The following is a 16,904-nucleotide window of genomic DNA, read 5'->3' as shown; positions in this document are numbered from 1 at the left end:
GCGTGTAGCCGCTGGCAGGCCCGAATCATTTGGCCCCCGCGTTACCCGTGAAAGTTTTCAGGGACCGGGCCTTGACCTGAGAGGCGGCTTTACTCGCCGCGCCACTGGCCTGTTTGACCTGCGCGCCGCCATCCTCGCCAGCGAGCTCGCGCGCCATGGCGGCAGTTTGCGCGCGCAGCACCTGCCCGAAATATTGATAAACCGCGATAGCCGCAACGGCCACCAACGCCACCACTATGATGTACTCCGTCATGGCCTGACCACGCTGGCGTCGTGTCTTTTGCATCTTGCACCTCATCGTCCAGAAACAGGAGCCGCCAGTCTGAACACGACTAGCGATCTGGCCAATTCGTAGAAGCCGATGTATGACAGCCCGAGCAAGCGCATACCGGACGACAGGGCCGCTGAGGTATATTGATCTGCGCAGGGTCAGCCTCGCTGGCCTGCATGCTTGAGTCCATCCTCCGCCTCCGGGCAATGAGATCGCGCCGCGGCACTGCCCGGCAGAACCTGAATGGGGCTTCAAGAGCAATGAAATCGCGCGACTTTTCTTCCTGGATCTGGGGTGATGCGCTAGCGCTTTTGCACCATGCGGAACGCCTGCAGCGTCAGGTTCTGCGGTCCACCCACCCCAAGGCACACGCCTGGGAACCTCCCGTGGATATTGTTGAAAGCACGGACGCCGTACAGGTCATCGTGGCACTGCCTGGTGTTCGGCCCGATGATGTCGTCGTGCGCTTCGATCCCCAGGGCATTACTGTCACCGGCCTGCGCCCCGTCCCTGCCGCCCACAACACCCGCATCCATCAGCTGGAAATACCCTACGGCCAGTTTTTGCGCCGCATCAACTTGCCGCTGCATGCGCTGGAGCCCGGCACGCCGCAGCTCGCCAACGGCTGCCTGCTCCTGACCCTGAACAAACTTAGGGAGATCCCATGACCGAATTGCGCTCGCTGCCCGAAGATGCCCGCATCATCATCCCCCTGCGCGACGCGGTGCTGTTTCCTGGCGTTCTGAATCCGGTGACAGTCGCGCGGCAGATCGCCGTCGAAGCTGCGCAGGAGGCAGTCAAGACAGAGCGCCCTGTCGGCTTTCTGCTGCAACGCGATGCCAAGAAAGATGAGGTCGGCCCCGACGATCTCTACTGGGTGGGCACACAAGGCCCCATCGCACGCTACCTCACCGGCCAGGATGGCGCACATCATCTGCTGGTTCAAGGGCAAAGCCGTTTTCGCGTGCTGGAATTTCTCGAGGGCTGGCCCTACATGGTGGCTCGGGTCAGCCTGATCGAGGAAACCCAGGACAGCAACAGCGAGGTGGAAGCGCGTTTCCTGCAACTGAAGCAGCAGACGCTGGAGGCTATCAAGCTGTTGCCCAATGTGCCTGACGAACTCGGCGCCGTCGTGCAAGGCATCGAATCAGCCGGGTTATTGGCCGATATGGTCACCAATCTGGTGGATATCAAGCCAGACGAGAAACAGGCCATTCTTGAAACTTTCGATCTGTCTCTCCGACTCGACAGAGTCATCGAACTCTTGGCCTCGCGCATCGAGGTGCTGCGTCTATCCAAGGAAATTGGCGAGCGCACCCGCGCACAGTTCGATGAGCGGCAACGAGAAACCATGCTGCGCGAGCAACTTCGTCAGATACAGAAAGAACTCGGCGATACGGAAGACACGGCTGCCGAGCTCGAAGAGCTCAAGAATGCCATCGAAGCCGCCAGCATGCCCGAAGAGGTGCTTCGCCATGCGCGCAAAGAATTCAGCCGCCTGCAACGCATGGGGGAATCCAGCAACGAAAGCGCCATGCTGCGCACCTATCTTGAATGGATTACCGAGCTGCCCTGGAAGCAGGAGCCGCAAAAAGCGATTGATCTGGCCGAGGCGCGGACTATCCTCGACCAAGACCATTTCGGACTGGACAAGGTCAAGCGTCGTATCCTCGAGTATCTGGCTGTGCGCAAACTCAATCCACAGGGCCGCAGCCCCATTCTCTGCTTTGCCGGTCCGCCGGGTGTGGGCAAGACCTCCCTGGGGCAATCCATCGCCCGCGCCACCGGCCGCGCCTTTCAGCGCGTTGCGCTAGGCGGCGTACATGACGAAGCCGAAATCCGCGGGCACCGTCGCACCTATCTTGGCGCCCTGCCGGGCAATATCATCCAAGCCATGCGCCGCGCGGGCACCAGCAATGCCGTCATCATGCTCGATGAAATCGACAAGCTGGGCTCGGGCGGCTTTCATGGCGATCCTGGCAGTGCCCTGCTCGAAGTGCTGGACCCCGAACAGAATCACAAATTCCGCGACAACTATCTGGCCGTGGACTTCGATCTGTCGCACGTCATGTTCATCTGCACCGCCAATGCGCTGGACACCATACCGGGGCCGCTGCGTGATCGGATGGAGATCATCCAGTTACCCGGTTACACCGAGGAAGAAAAGATACAGATTGCGCGGCGCTATCTTGTGCGTCGCCAGCTCGAGGCCAACGGCCTTACGCAGGAGCAGGCCAGCATCAGCGATGCCGCCTTGGCCTCCATTGTTGGTAACTACACCCGCGAGGCCGGCGTGCGCGGCCTGGAACGGGAAATCGGTTCCGTGCTGCGACAAGTCGCCATGCGCATCGCCGAAGGCCAGGCAGAACGCGTAGCCATTGATGCCGATGATCTGGCAGCCATTTTAGGCCCGCCACGATTCGAAAACGAGGTGGCCTTGCGCACCAGCGTGCCGGGTGTCGCCACCGGCTTGGCCTGGACGCCTGTGGGCGGCGATATTCTTTTCATCGAAGCCAGCAAAGTGCCAGGAAACGGGCGTCTCATCCTCACCGGACAGTTGGGCGACGTCATGAAAGAGTCTGCCCAAACGGCCCTGACACTGGCCAAAACCTGGAGTGGCGACTCCCTCGAGAAACTGGATATTCATATCCATGTCCCGGCAGGCGCCACCCCGAAAGACGGCCCTAGCGCGGGGGTGGCAATGTTTGTGGCGCTGGCCTCACTCTTAAGCGAAAAGCCCGTCAGTGCCGAGGTCGCCATGACAGGAGAGGTCAGTTTGCGAGGCCTGGTGCTGCCCATCGGCGGCGTCAAAGAGAAAACCTTGGCAGCGCTGCGAGCGGGTATCAAGGTGGTCATGCTGCCTCGGCGCAATCAACGCGATCTGGACGACGTGCCCGCCGAGGCGCGCAAAAAACTGCGCTTTGTGCTGCTTGACCGTGTTGAGGACGCGGTGGCCTGCGCGATAGACGGGGATTTGCCGCCGCTATCCTGAAGCGACGGCAAACACAGGCCTGGCCTGCTTCGATTGAAGCAGGCCAGGCCTGACGACCGGCAAAAAACGGCTACTCACCCTATGCGCGACCAGCCACTGCCGTAGCCACTGCCATACGATACATTGCGCCGCCGCAAACCCGAGGTCTGCTTGCACGGCTACCCGCTGCCGCCCTGCCCCAGCTGCGGGCGAGTTGCTCGCGAAGGCCGTGCTCATAACAAACTAAAGGCCCGTGTCCGGGGCTGCCGGACTCGGGCCCTTGCTGTCAACGCTTATGTTGTAGCCCCCGCTCGCCGGGCCCACAGGACCGCCGATTACTTTTCCGCGGCGTTGGTAATGGCGTTACCTGCGCGTGAAACGTCTTTGCCCATGCCAGCCATCGTGTTGCAGCCTTGCAGAACAAATCCAAACACCACGAAAGCGGCCAGCACTATCTTACTGCGCATGAATACTCCTTGATGCCTTTCAGATGATGCGAAGGCGCAGTTCGCCCAGGCCGTCTACGCCGCCTATGATTTCATCACCTTTGACGACGGCGCCCACCCCTTCCGGCGTGCCAGTAAAGATGAGGTCGCCCGCGTGCAACTCAAACAGCGTGGACAGATAAGCGATGGTTTCAGGAATGTTCCAGATCATCTGCGAAATATCGCTGGACTGCTTGCGCTCGCCATTGACGTCCAACCAGATTGCCGCCTTCTCTAGCGTGCCTACCACACTGCGCGGATGGATCGGACCTATCGGTGCCGACAAATCAAAGGCTTTGCCGACCTCCCAAGGACGGCCCTGCTTTTTAGCGTCGCCCTGCAAATCACGGCGCGTCATATCCAGGCCCAAGGCATAACCCCATACGCAGTCACCAGCCTGATCGACCGGGATATCCCGCCCGCCCTTGGCCAAGGCCACGACCAGTTCCATTTCATAATGCAGATTGCTGCTGCGCGGCGGATATGGCATCTCGCCCGTTTCTCCGTCAGCGACGGACAGCACCGTATCGGCAGGCTTATTGAAAAAGAACGGGTCTTCGCGCCCCGTAAAGCCCATTTCCTTGGCGTGCTCGGCATAGTTCCGGCCAACGCAATACACGCGGCGAACCGGAAATTGGGCATTGCTGCCCGCCACCGGCACGGAGACCGTCGGCATCGGGGGAATCACATAGTCCATGATGATGAAACCTCGTTGAACATATTGCCGGCCAGGCCGGTTTGTACTCACTGGCAATTCGCGAGTTTATCCGCTTTTCCGCGGGATTCCCTACGCCCTCTGGACCGTCACAACGATTACAGCGGACTCTGACGGCCTGCGCCCATCCGAGTTCGAAAGAGCAGGCGCAAAAAAGGCCGCGCCGGGCATCATGCCGTCGCGGCCCCGCTGCGGCCACCTGCGCGCAAACAGCCGCGCGGCGGTATCAGCCTTGCTGGCTGTAGCGCTCAGCGCTGCGCAGAATTTCTTCGTGAGCAGCCTCAACACCCTTCCAACCCTTGACCTTCACCCATTTGCCCTTTTCGAGGTCTTTGTAATGCTCGAAAAAGTGTTGAATACGGGCGACATCCTCAGCCGGGAGGTCTTCGTAGGACTTGATATGGCGGTAGGGCGGATAAAGTTTGTCCACCGACACGGCCAGCAGCTTGGCGTCGCCGCCCGACTCGTCGTCCATCTCCAGTACGCCCAGAGCCCGGCAGCGCACGACGGCGCCAATCTGGATCGGGAAAGGCGTGATCACCAGCACATCGGCGGGGTCCCCATCTTCAGAGAGCGTTTGGGGAATGTAGCCATAGTTGCAGGGATAGTGCATCGCCGTCAGCATGAAGCGATCAACGAAGATCGCATCACTTTCCTTGTCGATTTCGTACTTGACGGGATCGGCATTCATCGGGATTTCAATGATGACGTTGAAATCTTCCGGCAGGTTCTTGCCGGCGGGAACACGCTCAAAACTCATAATGAAACCTTGCGGAGTAAATGTCTTGAAGGAAATCAGGCTTTATCTGCGGGCTTGACCTCGGCGCGGCCCACCGCGGGATCTGCCTCGGTTTTGAAGCCGCTAACCGGTGCCTCAAAGGCAGCCTGGGGTATGGGTGCACTGTCGAAATACTCTTCGATATCGATGGCCGACCGCAGCGGAACAGCAGCTCCGGCGACGGGTGGCACGCCAGGCTCGCGGCTGTCCAGCACATAGTCGACGGCCACGACGGGCGGTTCTGCCTGGGGTTCCGGCGGCATCGCGGCAGCGCTATAGACCTCGGGCTCTTCACCGTTGCCATAAGCCCCTTCGGCGTCCAGACGATGCGGATCAGCTTGCGTATCCGCCGCAGGCAATGCCGCATCGGTAGCCAGCGTAGGCAGCGCCATGGTGGCGGCCGTGGCCAGACGCCAATGACGCGCGGCATCTGATGGACGGTTCAGCCGATCATAAAGGCTGCCCAGCAAGGCATGGGTTTGCGCATCGTTACGGCGCGACACACCTCGCTGCAAATAACGCTCAGCTTGCCCCCAAAGCTGGCCGTTCAGACACAGCAATCCCAGGGCGGTCAGCATTTCGGCGTCCGCAGGCCGCTGCTGCAACCAGGTTTCAGCCTTGGCCAGACGGCGCGGCACCTGCTCGGCGTCGCAACGCGCATAGGCAGCCACCAGAGTGTGGTTGAATTTCTGGGCAATGGCCGCTTCAAGGACGCGAGCAGCCTCGTTGTAATCGCCCGCGGCCTCGAAGGCGGCAGCACCAGCAAGAGCAATATTGGGCAGCGTGCGCTCGTCGGCCTTCAGGTCTTTCCAGATCCCTCGCCAGGCATCACTGCCCAAAGCAGCGCGCAAACGAGCCGCGCCCGAACTGTCGATCAATTGGGCAGCCTCGGTCTTGTTCAAGGCGTTACGGCGCGCCAATCCGCGCGCAAGCACGAAAACGCGCTCTTGGTGACCCAAGGCCGTCTCGGCGCGCAGCAACAGACGCAGGGTATGCAAATGACGGGCGCCACCATCTTGAAGGGGCGCCAGCACTTCCAGCGCGCGGGCAGGCTGGCCCTGATCGAGCAACATGTCCGCCGCCACGGTAGCCGTGGCCTCCTGCAGCCCTGCATCTTCGCCCGCCTCTTCGCGGGCCTTGGCCAGCATCTGATCGCGGCGCTCGAACTCGCTCAGGCCATGCTCGGCACGGGCAGCTGACAAGGCGGCCAACACACGCCGTCCGGGCTCCTTGGTTTGCTCCAGCAGCTTGACCAAATCTTTCCCGGCATGAGAGAAACGCCCCTCAAGCAGGCTGATCCAGCCGCGCTCGAGCAGTTCGTGGTCACGGGCCTGAGCACGACGGCCACGCCAGGCCCGCACGCGGTCAGGAATGGCGACCAACCAGGCCAACACACGCAGCCCCACATACAGCGCGGCAAACAGCGCCACCAGCAGCAGCACCGCCAACGTCAGCGATACTTCGATGCGCCAGGGCGACACGAGGATCAACACATTGCCCGGATGAGCGCGCAACACCACCGCCAGCGCCACGGCGGCGCAGGCCAGAAGAAGCGTCCAGAACCAAGTACGCATGGGTTCAGTCCTGCTCGTCAGGCTTGAAGCCGGCGGCGCGCAGCGACGCGATACCGTTCAAGCTGTCAGCGACATCGGGCACGCGCACGGCGATGTCAGTACGGGCCAGCTCACGCGTCAGGGCCAGTGCGGCCTGGGTATCGGCAGAGCGGCCATCGAAATACTTGCTCAGCGTGTCCGCGATGTGATCGAGCTCGCTTTTCCAGATGGCCGGCTGACGCATCAGCAAGGCCAATTGCAGCGACAACAGACGTTGACGCAATACAGAGCGCAGATCAGCGGCCTGATCTGTGGAAAGCAGCAAGGCGGCGGGCTGATCCACGCGTTGTACGCGAACGAGATCACCCATCTCGCTGGCGAGCGCGGCACCGGCTCGGCCTGGCCAGGAGGCAATCTCGGCACGCCACCGTTCCCACCAGGCGGCATCCGCCGGCAGGGGCAACGGCGACGAAGGCGGCACGGCTAGGGCGGTGGCAGCTTGCTCGGCCACACCGGGTGCAGCGCCATCGGGCACCAGCAGGGAGGCACGCCCTACCAGGCCGACCAGGCGCTCGATACGGGCCGACACAGCCGGCACATCGACGGTATTGACGGCCCGCAGACGATCCAGGTCGCCGTTGATAGCCTGTTGCAGGCTGGCAAAGCGCGGGCGGTCGGCACGGGCCAGACGGGCCTGAGCGGTTTCCAGCGCCACAACGGCATTATTGACATTGCCCGCCAGACGCAGTTGCTGGCTCGCAATGGTGATCAGGCGTTCGATGTCGTTGGCGAGCATTTCGTCGCTGGCGCCATCGTTGAGGTTTTGCATAGCCTGCTGGAGCACGTGGTACTGGCTCTGCGCCTCGCGAATCTTGCCCTCCAGATCGGCGACACGACCGCTTTGCGCCTGCGCCAGCGACAAGGCCTCGCGTACATCGTTGCGGGCCTGAGCGAGTTCGCCGTTCAGGCGATCCAGACGGCTGGCAACCTCTCGCCCAGCCCGGCCGGACTGCTCACGGAGGTTCCACAGGGCCGCCCCCAAGCCGATGGCGATCAGTAAGACGATAATGAGCGCCGTGGACAACCAGCCGCGGGAGGACTTGACGGTTTCCGGCGCGCGCTCCGCAGCGGCGCCCGCCGGCGGGTTCGGCGGAAGAGAAGTTGTATTGTCTGTCATGACGCGATTGTATTCGTTGATGGCATGAAACGACGACTACGCAGCACCAAAGGCCTCGAATATCGCCTCATCAGCAGGCATGCATTCTTTTACCATTGCGGCACTGCCCTCGCCAGCGAAGGACAGTGTGAGCCGGCCGCGCAATACCGGATGTGTAATGACGTAACGGCAGTTGCGCCACCATGACAGCAAATCCGCCCGTGCTATCTGAGCGGCCACCGCATCGATACTCTCGCCGCTGGTCAACAACCACGTGGCCACACGGCCTTGTCGCGCCCAGGCGCGCAGGGCGTCTAGCGTGGCGGCGTCCCATTGGGCGGGCAAACGCTGATAGGCAGCGTAAGCCGTGACCTGCGCGCCGGCCTCACGCAAACGCTCCGCCAGCCAATTCCGGCCCTGCGTGCCCCGCACCAGCAAAACTCGGCGCGGCAGAGCGCCCTGCGCTGACAAAACCTGCCATAGCGCTTCGGAATCGTGCGTCGGCGCGCTGATATCGGGATACAAAACTGTTGTATTCGCGCCAAAATATCCCGACTCAAACAGGGCCTGAGCGCTGCCTGGGCCCACCGTGGCGGCCACCGTGGCGGCCGGCCAGGCGCCGGCGCTGGCATACACCTGCTTGAGATAAAGCCTTGCGGCGTTCCCGGAGACAAACACCACTAGGTCGTAGTCTTCCGGGCGTGGCGCCCGCGGCGCCGGCAGAGCCACGATCCGCAAGGCGGGCAGCACGCACACCTCCCAGCCAGCCGCGCGCAGACGCCCAGCCAGGGCTTCGTTGCGGCCCTCGGGCCGAGTTAGCACCGCCAAAGGTGACATCACGCCCCCTGAAGCCGTCAAGACGCTGCGTCGTCCTGTAGCAGCTCGGCAAGAATGGCGTCGCCGCCCTGAGCCAACAAATCATGGGCTACCGCCATACCCAGAGAATCGGCCTCGGCCACAGGCCCTAGCCGCGAAGCCCTCAGGATGCGGCGGCCATCGGGAGAGGCAACCAGGGCATCGATACGCAGGGTCTGCCCATGCAACTCGGCATAAGCGCCGATAGGCACCTGGCAGGAGCCGCCCAAGGCGCGCGAGACCGCACGCTCGGCGCTGACGCAGGCGGTAGTGCTGGCATCGGACAGAGGGGCCAGCCACGCTCGCATGTCGTCACGGTCATCGCGGATTTCGATACCCAGCGCGCCCTGTCCGGCGGCAGGCAAACTTTGAGCAGGCGCCAGACGTGCGCGAATACGATCGCCATAACCGATGCGCTCCAGGCCCGCTGCCGCCAAAACGACGGCATCGTATTCGCCGCGATCCAGCTTGCCCAGCCGGGTATCAAGATTGCCACGCAAAGGCCTGACGACCAGATCCGGACGAGCCGCTCGGATCTGCGCCTCTCGGCGCAGGCTGGAGGTTCCCACGACAGCCCCGACAGGCAAAGCGTCGAGCGAAGCATAGCGCGCTGAAACAAAGGCATCGCGCGGATCGGCACGCTCGAGCACGGTGCTCAGGGCGAAAGGCGCTTGTATATCGACCGGCACATCCTTCAGAGAATGCACGGCCAGATCGGCGCGGCCGTCAAGCAAAGCATGCTCGAGCTCTTTGACGAACAAGCCCTTACCCCCCACTTTGGAGAGCGAGCGATCAAGAATCTGATCGCCCCGGGTGGTCAGGGTAAGAAGCTCGACGGCACAGGCCGGATACAAGTCACGCAGTCTGTCACGCACATGCTCGGCTTGCCATAGGGCAAGCCGGCTGGCGCGGGTAGCAATTACCAGGCGTTGGGGCAGGGTCACGTGTCGACTTCAGAGGAAAGACGAGACGATGACGGTAGTCACCACACCAATGATTGCCAGAACGAACAGACCTTGTAGCAAGCTCAGGCCTGATTCGGATTGTTGCTGATTTTCAGTCTTGCGTAGACTCATGAGTGGCTTCCTTGGCAAGGTGTTGCTTGCGGCTTGCCAGCCAGCGTCCAATGACAATGACCAGCAGAGCGCCGATGACTTCTACGGCGATTTTAACCATCTGCGGCTGTTCGCCAATTTGATTCACCACAAAGACGTCTGTAATCAGCATGCCGCCGGCAATCCAACCCAGCAGCGCAGCGCCAAACATGACAACCATCGGGAAGCGGTCAATGAGCTTGAGGACCAGCGTACTGCCCCAGATGATGATGGGCACACTGACGATCAAACCGAATGCCACCAGACCGATCTGGTGGTCGGCATGGGCGTTTTGAGCCGCGCCGGCGATGGCAATCACATTGTCCAGGCTCATGACGAAGTCCGCCACGATAATGGTCTTGACCGCCGCCCAGATCGAGGTGCCACCCTTGATGTTGCCGTGGCCATCCTCTTCAGGCACCAGCAACTTGATGCCGATCCAGAGCAACAGAAGGCCTCCGACAATCTTCAGGAAAGGAATATTGAGCAGGGTCAGGGCGAAGCCGATCAGCACCACGCGCAAGATGATGGCGCCTGCAGTCCCCCACAATATGCCCTGCATGCGTTGCTTGTGCGGCAAATTGCGGCAAGCGAGCGCGATGACCACCGCGTTATCGCCGCCCAGCAGAATATCGATCAGGATGATCTGAAAGACAGCTGCCCAACTAAGGGTCTGGAAAAACTCAAGCACTTGTCGCTCCCATTGGCGTTCTTAGATATATGTCACCAGTCACCGCCACACAGACAAAATACCGGCCGGGGCGGCCGCCCTCCCCACGGGAAGGCTAGGCTCAACCCTCTATTGTAGTTCAGCTTTCAGTCAGCTTGCTGGCGCATGAGGAAAAACTTTCCTATTGCCAAAACAAGCACTGCTCCGACAGCGCCGCACATCAAGGCAAATTGATGTTGCGTTACGCCCAGGACAGCGTCAATACGCTCAACCGCATCATGCAGAGCCGGATCGCCAACCAGCAACTCACCCGCGATAAAGCCAAGAAGCGCGGCGCCCACCCAGACGATAAGCGGAAAGCGCTCGATGACCTTGAGCAACAGGGTGCTGCCGAAAATCACCAATGGAATACTGATCGCCAAGCCTAGCACCAGCAGGGTCGTGTCGCCCATGGCCGCCGCAGCGACGGCAACGACGTTGTCCAGGCTCATGACGAGGTCGGCAATCATGATGGTGCGGATCGCGGTGAGCAGGTTGCCGTTCTCTTTGCCAGCCCCGTCTTCATCCCCCTCGGGCAGCAGCAAGGTGACGCCAATATAGACCAGCAACAGCGCGCCGATCAGCTTCAACCAGGGCAGCAACAGCAGTTGCGCCGCCACGAGCGTGAGCACGATACGCATGATGATCGCCGCGGCCGAACCAACGACGATCGCTTTTTTCTGCTGATGCGGCGGCAGCGAGCGGGCTGCGAGCGCGATCACCACGGCGTTGTCGCCCGACAGCAGAATATTGACCCAAATGATCTGGAGCAATGCGATCCAGAATGCAGCAGAACTGAGTTCCATGCCTCTCTTTCCTAGAATGATCCCCTAGGAGTTATAAGTGTCCAACATGCGCCCGCCATCCCTCTTTCCCACGAGCCAGGACAGCCTTGTTTTTCAGTGCGCGAATGAATGAGGCGCATAACGCCGCAACCTTTCATTATAGTTTCTAAGTTCTGTCTTAAAACTTTCTTTGGCCTAGGAAATGGCAAGAGCCGCCAGCCCATGGGAGCACAAGCCCTAAGCGCCAAAAAAAACCCGCCACATGGGCGGGTTTCCTGCGCAATGCGCTTGAGCCGAATTACAGCACCGACTTCAGCAGCTTGCCCATTTCAGAGGGGTTGCGCGTGGTCTTGATGCCGCAGGCTTCCATGACTTCCAGCTTGGCATCGGCCGTGTCGGCGCCACCTGAGATCAGTGCGCCAGCGTGACCCATGCGCTTTCCCGGAGGGGCGGTAACGCCAGCGATAAAGCCAACCACCGGTTTCTTCATGTTGTCCTTGGCCCACTCGGCCGCAGCAACTTCATCCGGACCACCGATTTCACCGATCATGATGACAGCGTCGGTTTCGGGATCGTCATTGAAGAGCTTGAGCACATCAACGTGCTTCAGACCGTTGATCGGGTCACCACCGATACCCACGGCGCTGGATTGGCCCAGGCCCAGTTCAGTGACTTGCGCCACGGCTTCGTACGTCAGCGTGCCGGAGCGGCTGACGATGCCGATACGACCCTTGCGGTGGATGTGACCGGGCATGATGCCGATCTTGATTTCGTCAGGCGTGATCAGGCCGGGGCAGTTGGGGCCCAGCAGCAGCGTCTTGCTGCCCTTTTCGCGCATGCGGTTCTTGACTTCCAGCATGTCACGGACCGGGATGCCTTCGGTAATGCAAACCACCAGAGCCAGTTCGGCTTCGACAGCTTCCCAGATGGCGGCAGCGGCGCCCGCGGGCGGCACATAGATGACCGACACGGTGGCGCCGGTATCGTCCTTGGCATCCTTCACCGAGGCGTAGATGGGAATGCCTTCAAAGTCTTCGCCGGCCTTCTTGGGGTTCACACCCGCCACAAAAGCGGCCTTGCCATTGGCATAGTCACGGCACATACGGGTGTGGAACTGCCCCGTCTTGCCCGTGATGCCCTGGGTGATGACTTTGGTGTCCTTGTTGATCAGAATCGACATTTGTGAATCCTTGGCAATTTATTACTTAGCGGCAGCAACGACTTTGGTCGCGGCTTCAGCCATGGTGTCGGCGCTGATGATGGGCAGGCCGGACTCGGCGAGCATCTTCTTGCCGAGTTCTTCGTTGGTGCCCTTCATGCGCACAACCAGCGGCACGCTGAGGTTGACGGCCTTGCACGCGGAGATCACGCCTTCGGCGATGACGTCGCAGCGCATGATGCCGCCGAAAATGTTGACCAGGATCGCCTTCACACCCTTGTTCTTGAGCATGATCTTGAAGGCTTCAGTCACCTTCTCTGCCGTGGCGCCGCCGCCGACGTCCAGGAAGTTGGCCGGCTCGCCGCCGAACAGCTTGATGGTGTCCATGGTCGCCATGGCCAGGCCAGCGCCGTTCACCAGGCAGCCGATGTTGCCGTCGAGCTGAATATAGGCCAGGTCAAACTTGGAGGCTTCGATTTCCGCCGGGTCTTCTTCGTCCAGATCGCGGTAGGCCACGATTTCCGGGTGACGGAACAGCGCGTTCGAATCAAAGTTGAACTTGGCGTCAAGGGCGATGATATTGCCCTTGCTGTCGCGGTTCAGGGGATTGATTTCGACCAGCGAAGCATCGGTGTCCATGTAGCACTGATACAGCTTCTTGAACACGTCCACGGCCTGGGCGGTCGAGTCGGCAGGCATGCCGATGGCGTCCGCGACCTTCTTGGCCTGAGCGTCGGTCAGGCCAACGATCGGGTCGATGTACTCGGTGATGATCTTCTCGGGGGTGGAGTGCGCCACCTCTTCGATGTCCATGCCGCCTTCGCTCGAGGCGATCAGGGCAACCTTCTGGGTGCCACGGTCGGTAACCAGCGAAACGTAGTATTCCTTCTGGATGTCGGCGCCGTCTTCGATGTACAGACGGTTGACCTTCTGGCCTTGCGCGCCGGTCTGGTGCGTGACCAGTTGCATGCCCAGGATCTGCGAAGCCAGTTGACGGACTTCATCCAGCGAGCGGGCCAACTTCACGCCGCCGCCCTTGCCGCGGCCACCGGCGTGGATCTGCGCCTTGACGACCCAGACCGGGCCGCCCAGCTTCTCGGCAGCTGCCACAGCCTCTTCTACGGAAAAAGCGGGAATACCGCGCGGCACTGGGACGCCAAATTGCTTCAGCAATTCCTTGCCTTGATACTCGTGGATTTTCATGTGTTACCTGTCAGGACGAATGAGAAAAAGAAGGTGACTCGGATGTCGCGTCAGCCATATCTTGCGCGTCATCCCCCGTGTACCACCGGGGATAGTACTCAAGCACGACGATCCCGTCTGTGCGCAATGCATGACAGCCATCCAACTGGAAGGGACGCTGATCCTCATTGACGGTTTCGCGCCGGCGGTTGGCCATCGTCTGAACCGCTGCCGTGGGCAAGACCTGGGAAAGCTCGGTCATGTGGGTACAACCCTGCACACGCCCGAAACGCTCTTTGACCCGGTTACGAAACCCTTTCAGGAGGTTCAAGCCAACCAGGCCGCCATAAGCCTCGTCTATCTCCGTACAGGCGGCGCCATAGGGAGCGGCATCGTAGACAGCGATGGCCGCCACGATATTGAATTGCTCGTCTATGGTGATGCGCAAATGCAAGTGATGGATCGGGTCGCCCGCCTTGAAGATCTCTCCATTGCGCTTCGGAAAATCGTAGCCCTTGATGTCGATGAGCTCGGCTTCGAGGTCATACAGCCCATCTTCGCGCCCATAGCTCTGCACGCGTATAGAACGCGTGTGCAAAGGATGACGAGAGACATCGGGCGAAGGCAAAGGCATGGAGGGCCTGTAGGCAGCTTTGAGCTTAAGGCAGCAAAACCCCCAAAGTATAACGCAGCCCCTCCCAATGACGCGACGTCATTGCGCAGTGCAAAAAAAGCGATTCCGGCAAGCGGTTTAAGCTCGCATGCCAGGAAACCGGCTAAACCACCGTCCCGCTGGCGGCAATGGCCCACGCCGGACGGCGTGGGCCATGCAAAACCGTCAAGCCAAGCAATCAGGAAGTCGCCTGGCGCAGCGTGCGAGCCGCCTGAACCATGCTGATTAGGGCAGCCTCGGTTTCAGGCCAGGCACGGGTCTTCAAACCGCAATCAGGATTGACCCACAAACGCTCCTTGGACAGGTTGGCCCCCGCCTTTTGCATGAGGCCAACCATCCAGTCCACGTCAGGTACGTTGGGCGAATGAATGTCATACACACCAGGACCGATATCGTTGGGATAATGGAAATCCTCAAAGGCCTTTAGCAGCTCCATATTGGAGCGCGAGGTCTCGATCGTGATCACGTCGGCATCCATCGCAGCAATGGATTCGATAATGTCGTTGAACTCCGAGTAGCACATATGCGTGTGGATCTGGGTATCATCCGCCACGCCGGCCGTGCTCAATCGGAAGCAATCTACGGCCCAGTCCAGGTAGGCTTGCCAATCGGCGCGACGCAGCGGCAGACCTTCCCGGATCGCAGGCTCGTCGATCTGGATCACCTTGACGCCCGCCTTTTCCAGATCGAGCACTTCGTCGCGCAAGGCCAGCGCCAACTGGCGACATGTGGCCTCGCGCGGCTGGTCGTCACGGACGAAGGACCATTGCAAAATGGTGACCGGGCCCGTCAACATGCCCTTGACAGGTTTGTCGGTCAACGACTGCGCATACGAAGACCACCCCACTGTCATCGGCGCGGGGCGGGCCACGTCACCGAAAATGATCGGCGGCTTCACGCAACGCGATCCATAGCTTTGCACCCAACCGTTCTTGGTGAAGGCAAAACCGGCCAGCAGCTCGCCGAAGTACTCGACCATATCATTACGCTCGGGTTCGCCATGAACCAGAACGTCCAGCCCTACTTTCTCCTGAAAACGAATGACCGCTTCGATTTCCTTGCGAATCAGGGCTTCGTAAGTGGAATCGCTCAAGGCGCCCGACTTCCAGTCACGGCGCAACCCACGGATTTCCGCCGTCTGCGGGAAGGAACCGATGGTGGTGGTCGGGAAGGGGGGCAAATTCAAACGCGCCTGCTGCTGCCGGATACGCTCTGCGAACGGCGCGCGGTCACGTGAGACCTGCTCCGAAGCCGCCATGCGGCGACCGACAGCCGGATTATGAATCCGTGGCGACGAGCGGCGAGCGGCCAGCGCGGCACGCTGCGCCGCCAGCCCCTCTTGCACCGCTTGCGAACTGTCGCCATCCAGCGCACGGCCCAACAAGCTCAACTCGTCGAGCTTTTGAGAGGCGAACGACAGCCAGCTTTTGAGCTCGGCATCTAGTTCGGTCTCGGCAAGCAGATCGACCGGCACATGCAAGAGCGAGCACGACGGCGCCAGCCAGAGGCGGTCGCCGAGTTGCCTGACCACCGGCTCCAGCTTCCTCAGTGCCTGATCCAGATCGGTGCGCCAGACATTGCGGCCATTGATGACTCCTGCGGACAGCACCTGATCGGCATGCAGCGCCTCGACCACGTCGTCCAGTTGCTCCGGTGCGCGCACCAAGTCCACATGCAGACCGGCAACAGGCAGTTTGGCCACGGTGGACAGATTGTCCTTGAGGCCGTCAAAGTAAGTCGCCAGCAGAACCTTGACCGGGCTGCCCGCCAATTGCGCATAGGCTAGACCAAAAGCATCACGCCACGCGGCGGGCAGATCCAGAGCCAGAATGGGCTCATCGATCTGGACCCACTCCACCCCCTGATCGGCCAGACGCTTCAGAACCTGCTGGTAGACGGGCAGAAGATTGGCCAGCAGCTTGAGCTTGTCTTCATCGGAAGCGCCTTGCTGGAAGGCGTCGCCCTTGCCCAGGTAGAGCCAGGTCAGCGGACCGGGAATGACGGGCTTGACGGCATAGCCGAGCGCCTGTGCTTCCCGGACCTGTTCAAACAGATCCTCACGGGCGATACGATAGGTCTGACCCGGAACGAGTTCCGGCACGATGTAGTGATAGTTGGTATCGAACCACTTGGTCATTTCGCAGGCCGCAGCGGGTTTGCCGCTCGGCGCCCGGCCACGCCCCATGCGAAACAGGGTGTCCAGACTGACCGCCTGCGTTTCAGGCTGAGCAAAACGGGCAGGTACAGCGCCCAACAGCGTCGTCCACTCCAGGATATGGTCGTACCAGGCAAAATCGCCAACCGGCACGAAACGCAGGCCGCTATCCGCCTGACGCCGCCAATGCGCAGCACGCAAGGCACGACCAGTGGCCAACAATTCGTCTGCGGTTTGCTTGCCGGCCCAATAGGCTTCGACGGCGCGTTTCAGCTCACGCTGGGCGCCTATCCTCGGAAAACCCAAATTATGAGTAATAGTCATATGAATACCTGGTCAAGACAAAGCACATTCAAGTCGTGC

General features: G+C 60.8%; 17 protein-coding genes. 2 read left to right on the top strand and 15 right to left on the bottom strand.

The window, feature by feature from the left end; all coding sequences use genetic code 11:
* Positions 1-25: 25 nt before the first annotated feature.
* Positions 26-286, bottom strand: a complete 261-nt coding sequence (locus U0029_RS06345; protein ID WP_039051546.1) for a hypothetical protein — start codon at positions 284-286, stop codon at positions 26-28.
* A 245-nt stretch (positions 287-531) separates the two neighbouring features.
* On the opposite strand from U0029_RS06345, the gene U0029_RS06340 reads away from it, so the two are divergent.
* Entirely contained in the window at positions 532-939 is a 408-nt protein-coding gene (locus U0029_RS06340; protein ID WP_012417953.1) for an Hsp20/alpha crystallin family protein, read from the top strand.
* Positions 936-3,263, top strand: coding sequence for an endopeptidase La (gene lon / locus U0029_RS06335; protein ID WP_012417954.1), 2,328 nt, complete (start codon positions 936-938; stop codon positions 3,261-3,263). Before U0029_RS06340 ends, lon begins: the two co-directional genes overlap by 4 nt.
* A 314-nt stretch (positions 3,264-3,577) precedes the next feature.
* Here lon and U0029_RS06330 read toward each other — a convergent pair whose 3' ends face one another.
* From U0029_RS06330 to metE, 14 genes are all read right to left on the bottom strand, one after another.
* The gene (locus tag U0029_RS06330; RefSeq protein WP_012417955.1) at positions 3,578-3,709 is read right to left on the bottom strand and encodes an entericidin A/B family lipoprotein; all 132 of its coding nucleotides are present in this window, start codon (positions 3,707-3,709) and stop codon (positions 3,578-3,580) included.
* A gap of 19 nt (positions 3,710-3,728) precedes the next feature.
* On the bottom strand, positions 3,729-4,424 hold the full coding sequence (locus tag U0029_RS06325; protein ID WP_114852635.1) for a fumarylacetoacetate hydrolase family protein: 696 nt from the start codon (positions 4,422-4,424) through the stop codon (positions 3,729-3,731).
* Positions 4,425-4,668: 244 nt separating this feature from the next.
* Complete coding sequence (gene ppa, locus U0029_RS06320) at positions 4,669-5,202, bottom strand: inorganic diphosphatase (RefSeq protein ID WP_114852634.1); 534 nt, start codon at positions 5,200-5,202, stop codon at positions 4,669-4,671.
* Positions 5,203-5,237: 35 nt separating this feature from the next.
* A complete protein-coding gene (locus tag U0029_RS06315) occupies positions 5,238-6,794 on the bottom strand; it encodes a heme biosynthesis HemY N-terminal domain-containing protein (RefSeq protein ID WP_114852633.1) in 1,557 nt (518 codons plus the stop codon).
* Between the two features lie 4 nt (positions 6,795-6,798).
* A complete protein-coding gene (locus U0029_RS06310) occupies positions 6,799-7,950 on the bottom strand; it encodes a uroporphyrinogen-III C-methyltransferase (RefSeq protein WP_114852632.1) in 1,152 nt (383 codons plus the stop codon).
* 36 nt (positions 7,951-7,986) lie between these two features.
* On the bottom strand, positions 7,987-8,766 hold the full coding sequence (locus tag U0029_RS06305; protein ID WP_039051545.1) for a uroporphyrinogen-III synthase: 780 nt from the start codon (positions 8,764-8,766) through the stop codon (positions 7,987-7,989).
* 17 nt (positions 8,767-8,783) lie between these two features.
* A complete protein-coding gene (hemC, locus tag U0029_RS06300) occupies positions 8,784-9,728 on the bottom strand; it encodes a hydroxymethylbilane synthase (RefSeq protein ID WP_039051544.1) in 945 nt (314 codons plus the stop codon).
* Between the two features lie 9 nt (positions 9,729-9,737).
* Positions 9,738-9,860 carry a hypothetical protein gene (locus U0029_RS06295; RefSeq protein WP_041937527.1) on the bottom strand — a complete coding sequence of 41 codons (123 nt, stop codon included), beginning with the start codon at positions 9,858-9,860 and terminating at the stop codon, positions 9,738-9,740.
* On the bottom strand, positions 9,841-10,569 hold the full coding sequence (locus tag U0029_RS06290) for a TerC family protein (RefSeq protein WP_114852631.1): 729 nt from the start codon (positions 10,567-10,569) through the stop codon (positions 9,841-9,843). The genes U0029_RS06295 and U0029_RS06290 overlap by 20 nt, the downstream gene beginning before the upstream one ends.
* Before the next feature lie 125 nt (positions 10,570-10,694).
* Positions 10,695-11,393, bottom strand: a complete 699-nt coding sequence (locus U0029_RS06285) for a TerC family protein (protein WP_012417963.1) — start codon at positions 11,391-11,393, stop codon at positions 10,695-10,697.
* Between the two features lie 277 nt (positions 11,394-11,670).
* Entirely contained in the window at positions 11,671-12,552 is an 882-nt protein-coding gene (sucD, locus tag U0029_RS06280; RefSeq protein ID WP_012417964.1) for a succinate--CoA ligase subunit alpha, read from the bottom strand.
* A 21-nt stretch (positions 12,553-12,573) separates the two neighbouring features.
* On the bottom strand, positions 12,574-13,734 hold the full coding sequence (gene sucC / locus U0029_RS06275; RefSeq protein ID WP_012417965.1) for an ADP-forming succinate--CoA ligase subunit beta: 1,161 nt from the start codon (positions 13,732-13,734) through the stop codon (positions 12,574-12,576).
* A 10-nt stretch (positions 13,735-13,744) separates the two neighbouring features.
* Entirely contained in the window at positions 13,745-14,347 is a 603-nt protein-coding gene (locus tag U0029_RS06270; RefSeq protein WP_012417966.1) for a DUF2889 domain-containing protein, read from the bottom strand.
* Positions 14,348-14,564: 217 nt separating this feature from the next.
* Entirely contained in the window at positions 14,565-16,865 is a 2,301-nt protein-coding gene (gene metE / locus U0029_RS06265; protein ID WP_114852630.1) for a 5-methyltetrahydropteroyltriglutamate--homocysteine S-methyltransferase, read from the bottom strand.
* Positions 16,866-16,904 lie beyond the last annotated feature (39 nt).

Source organism: Bordetella avium (assembly GCF_034424645.1).
In the GTDB taxonomy this organism is placed as follows: domain Bacteria; phylum Pseudomonadota; class Gammaproteobacteria; order Burkholderiales; family Burkholderiaceae_B; genus Bordetella; species Bordetella avium.
This window is presented reverse-complemented; position numbering and strand designations above follow the sequence as displayed.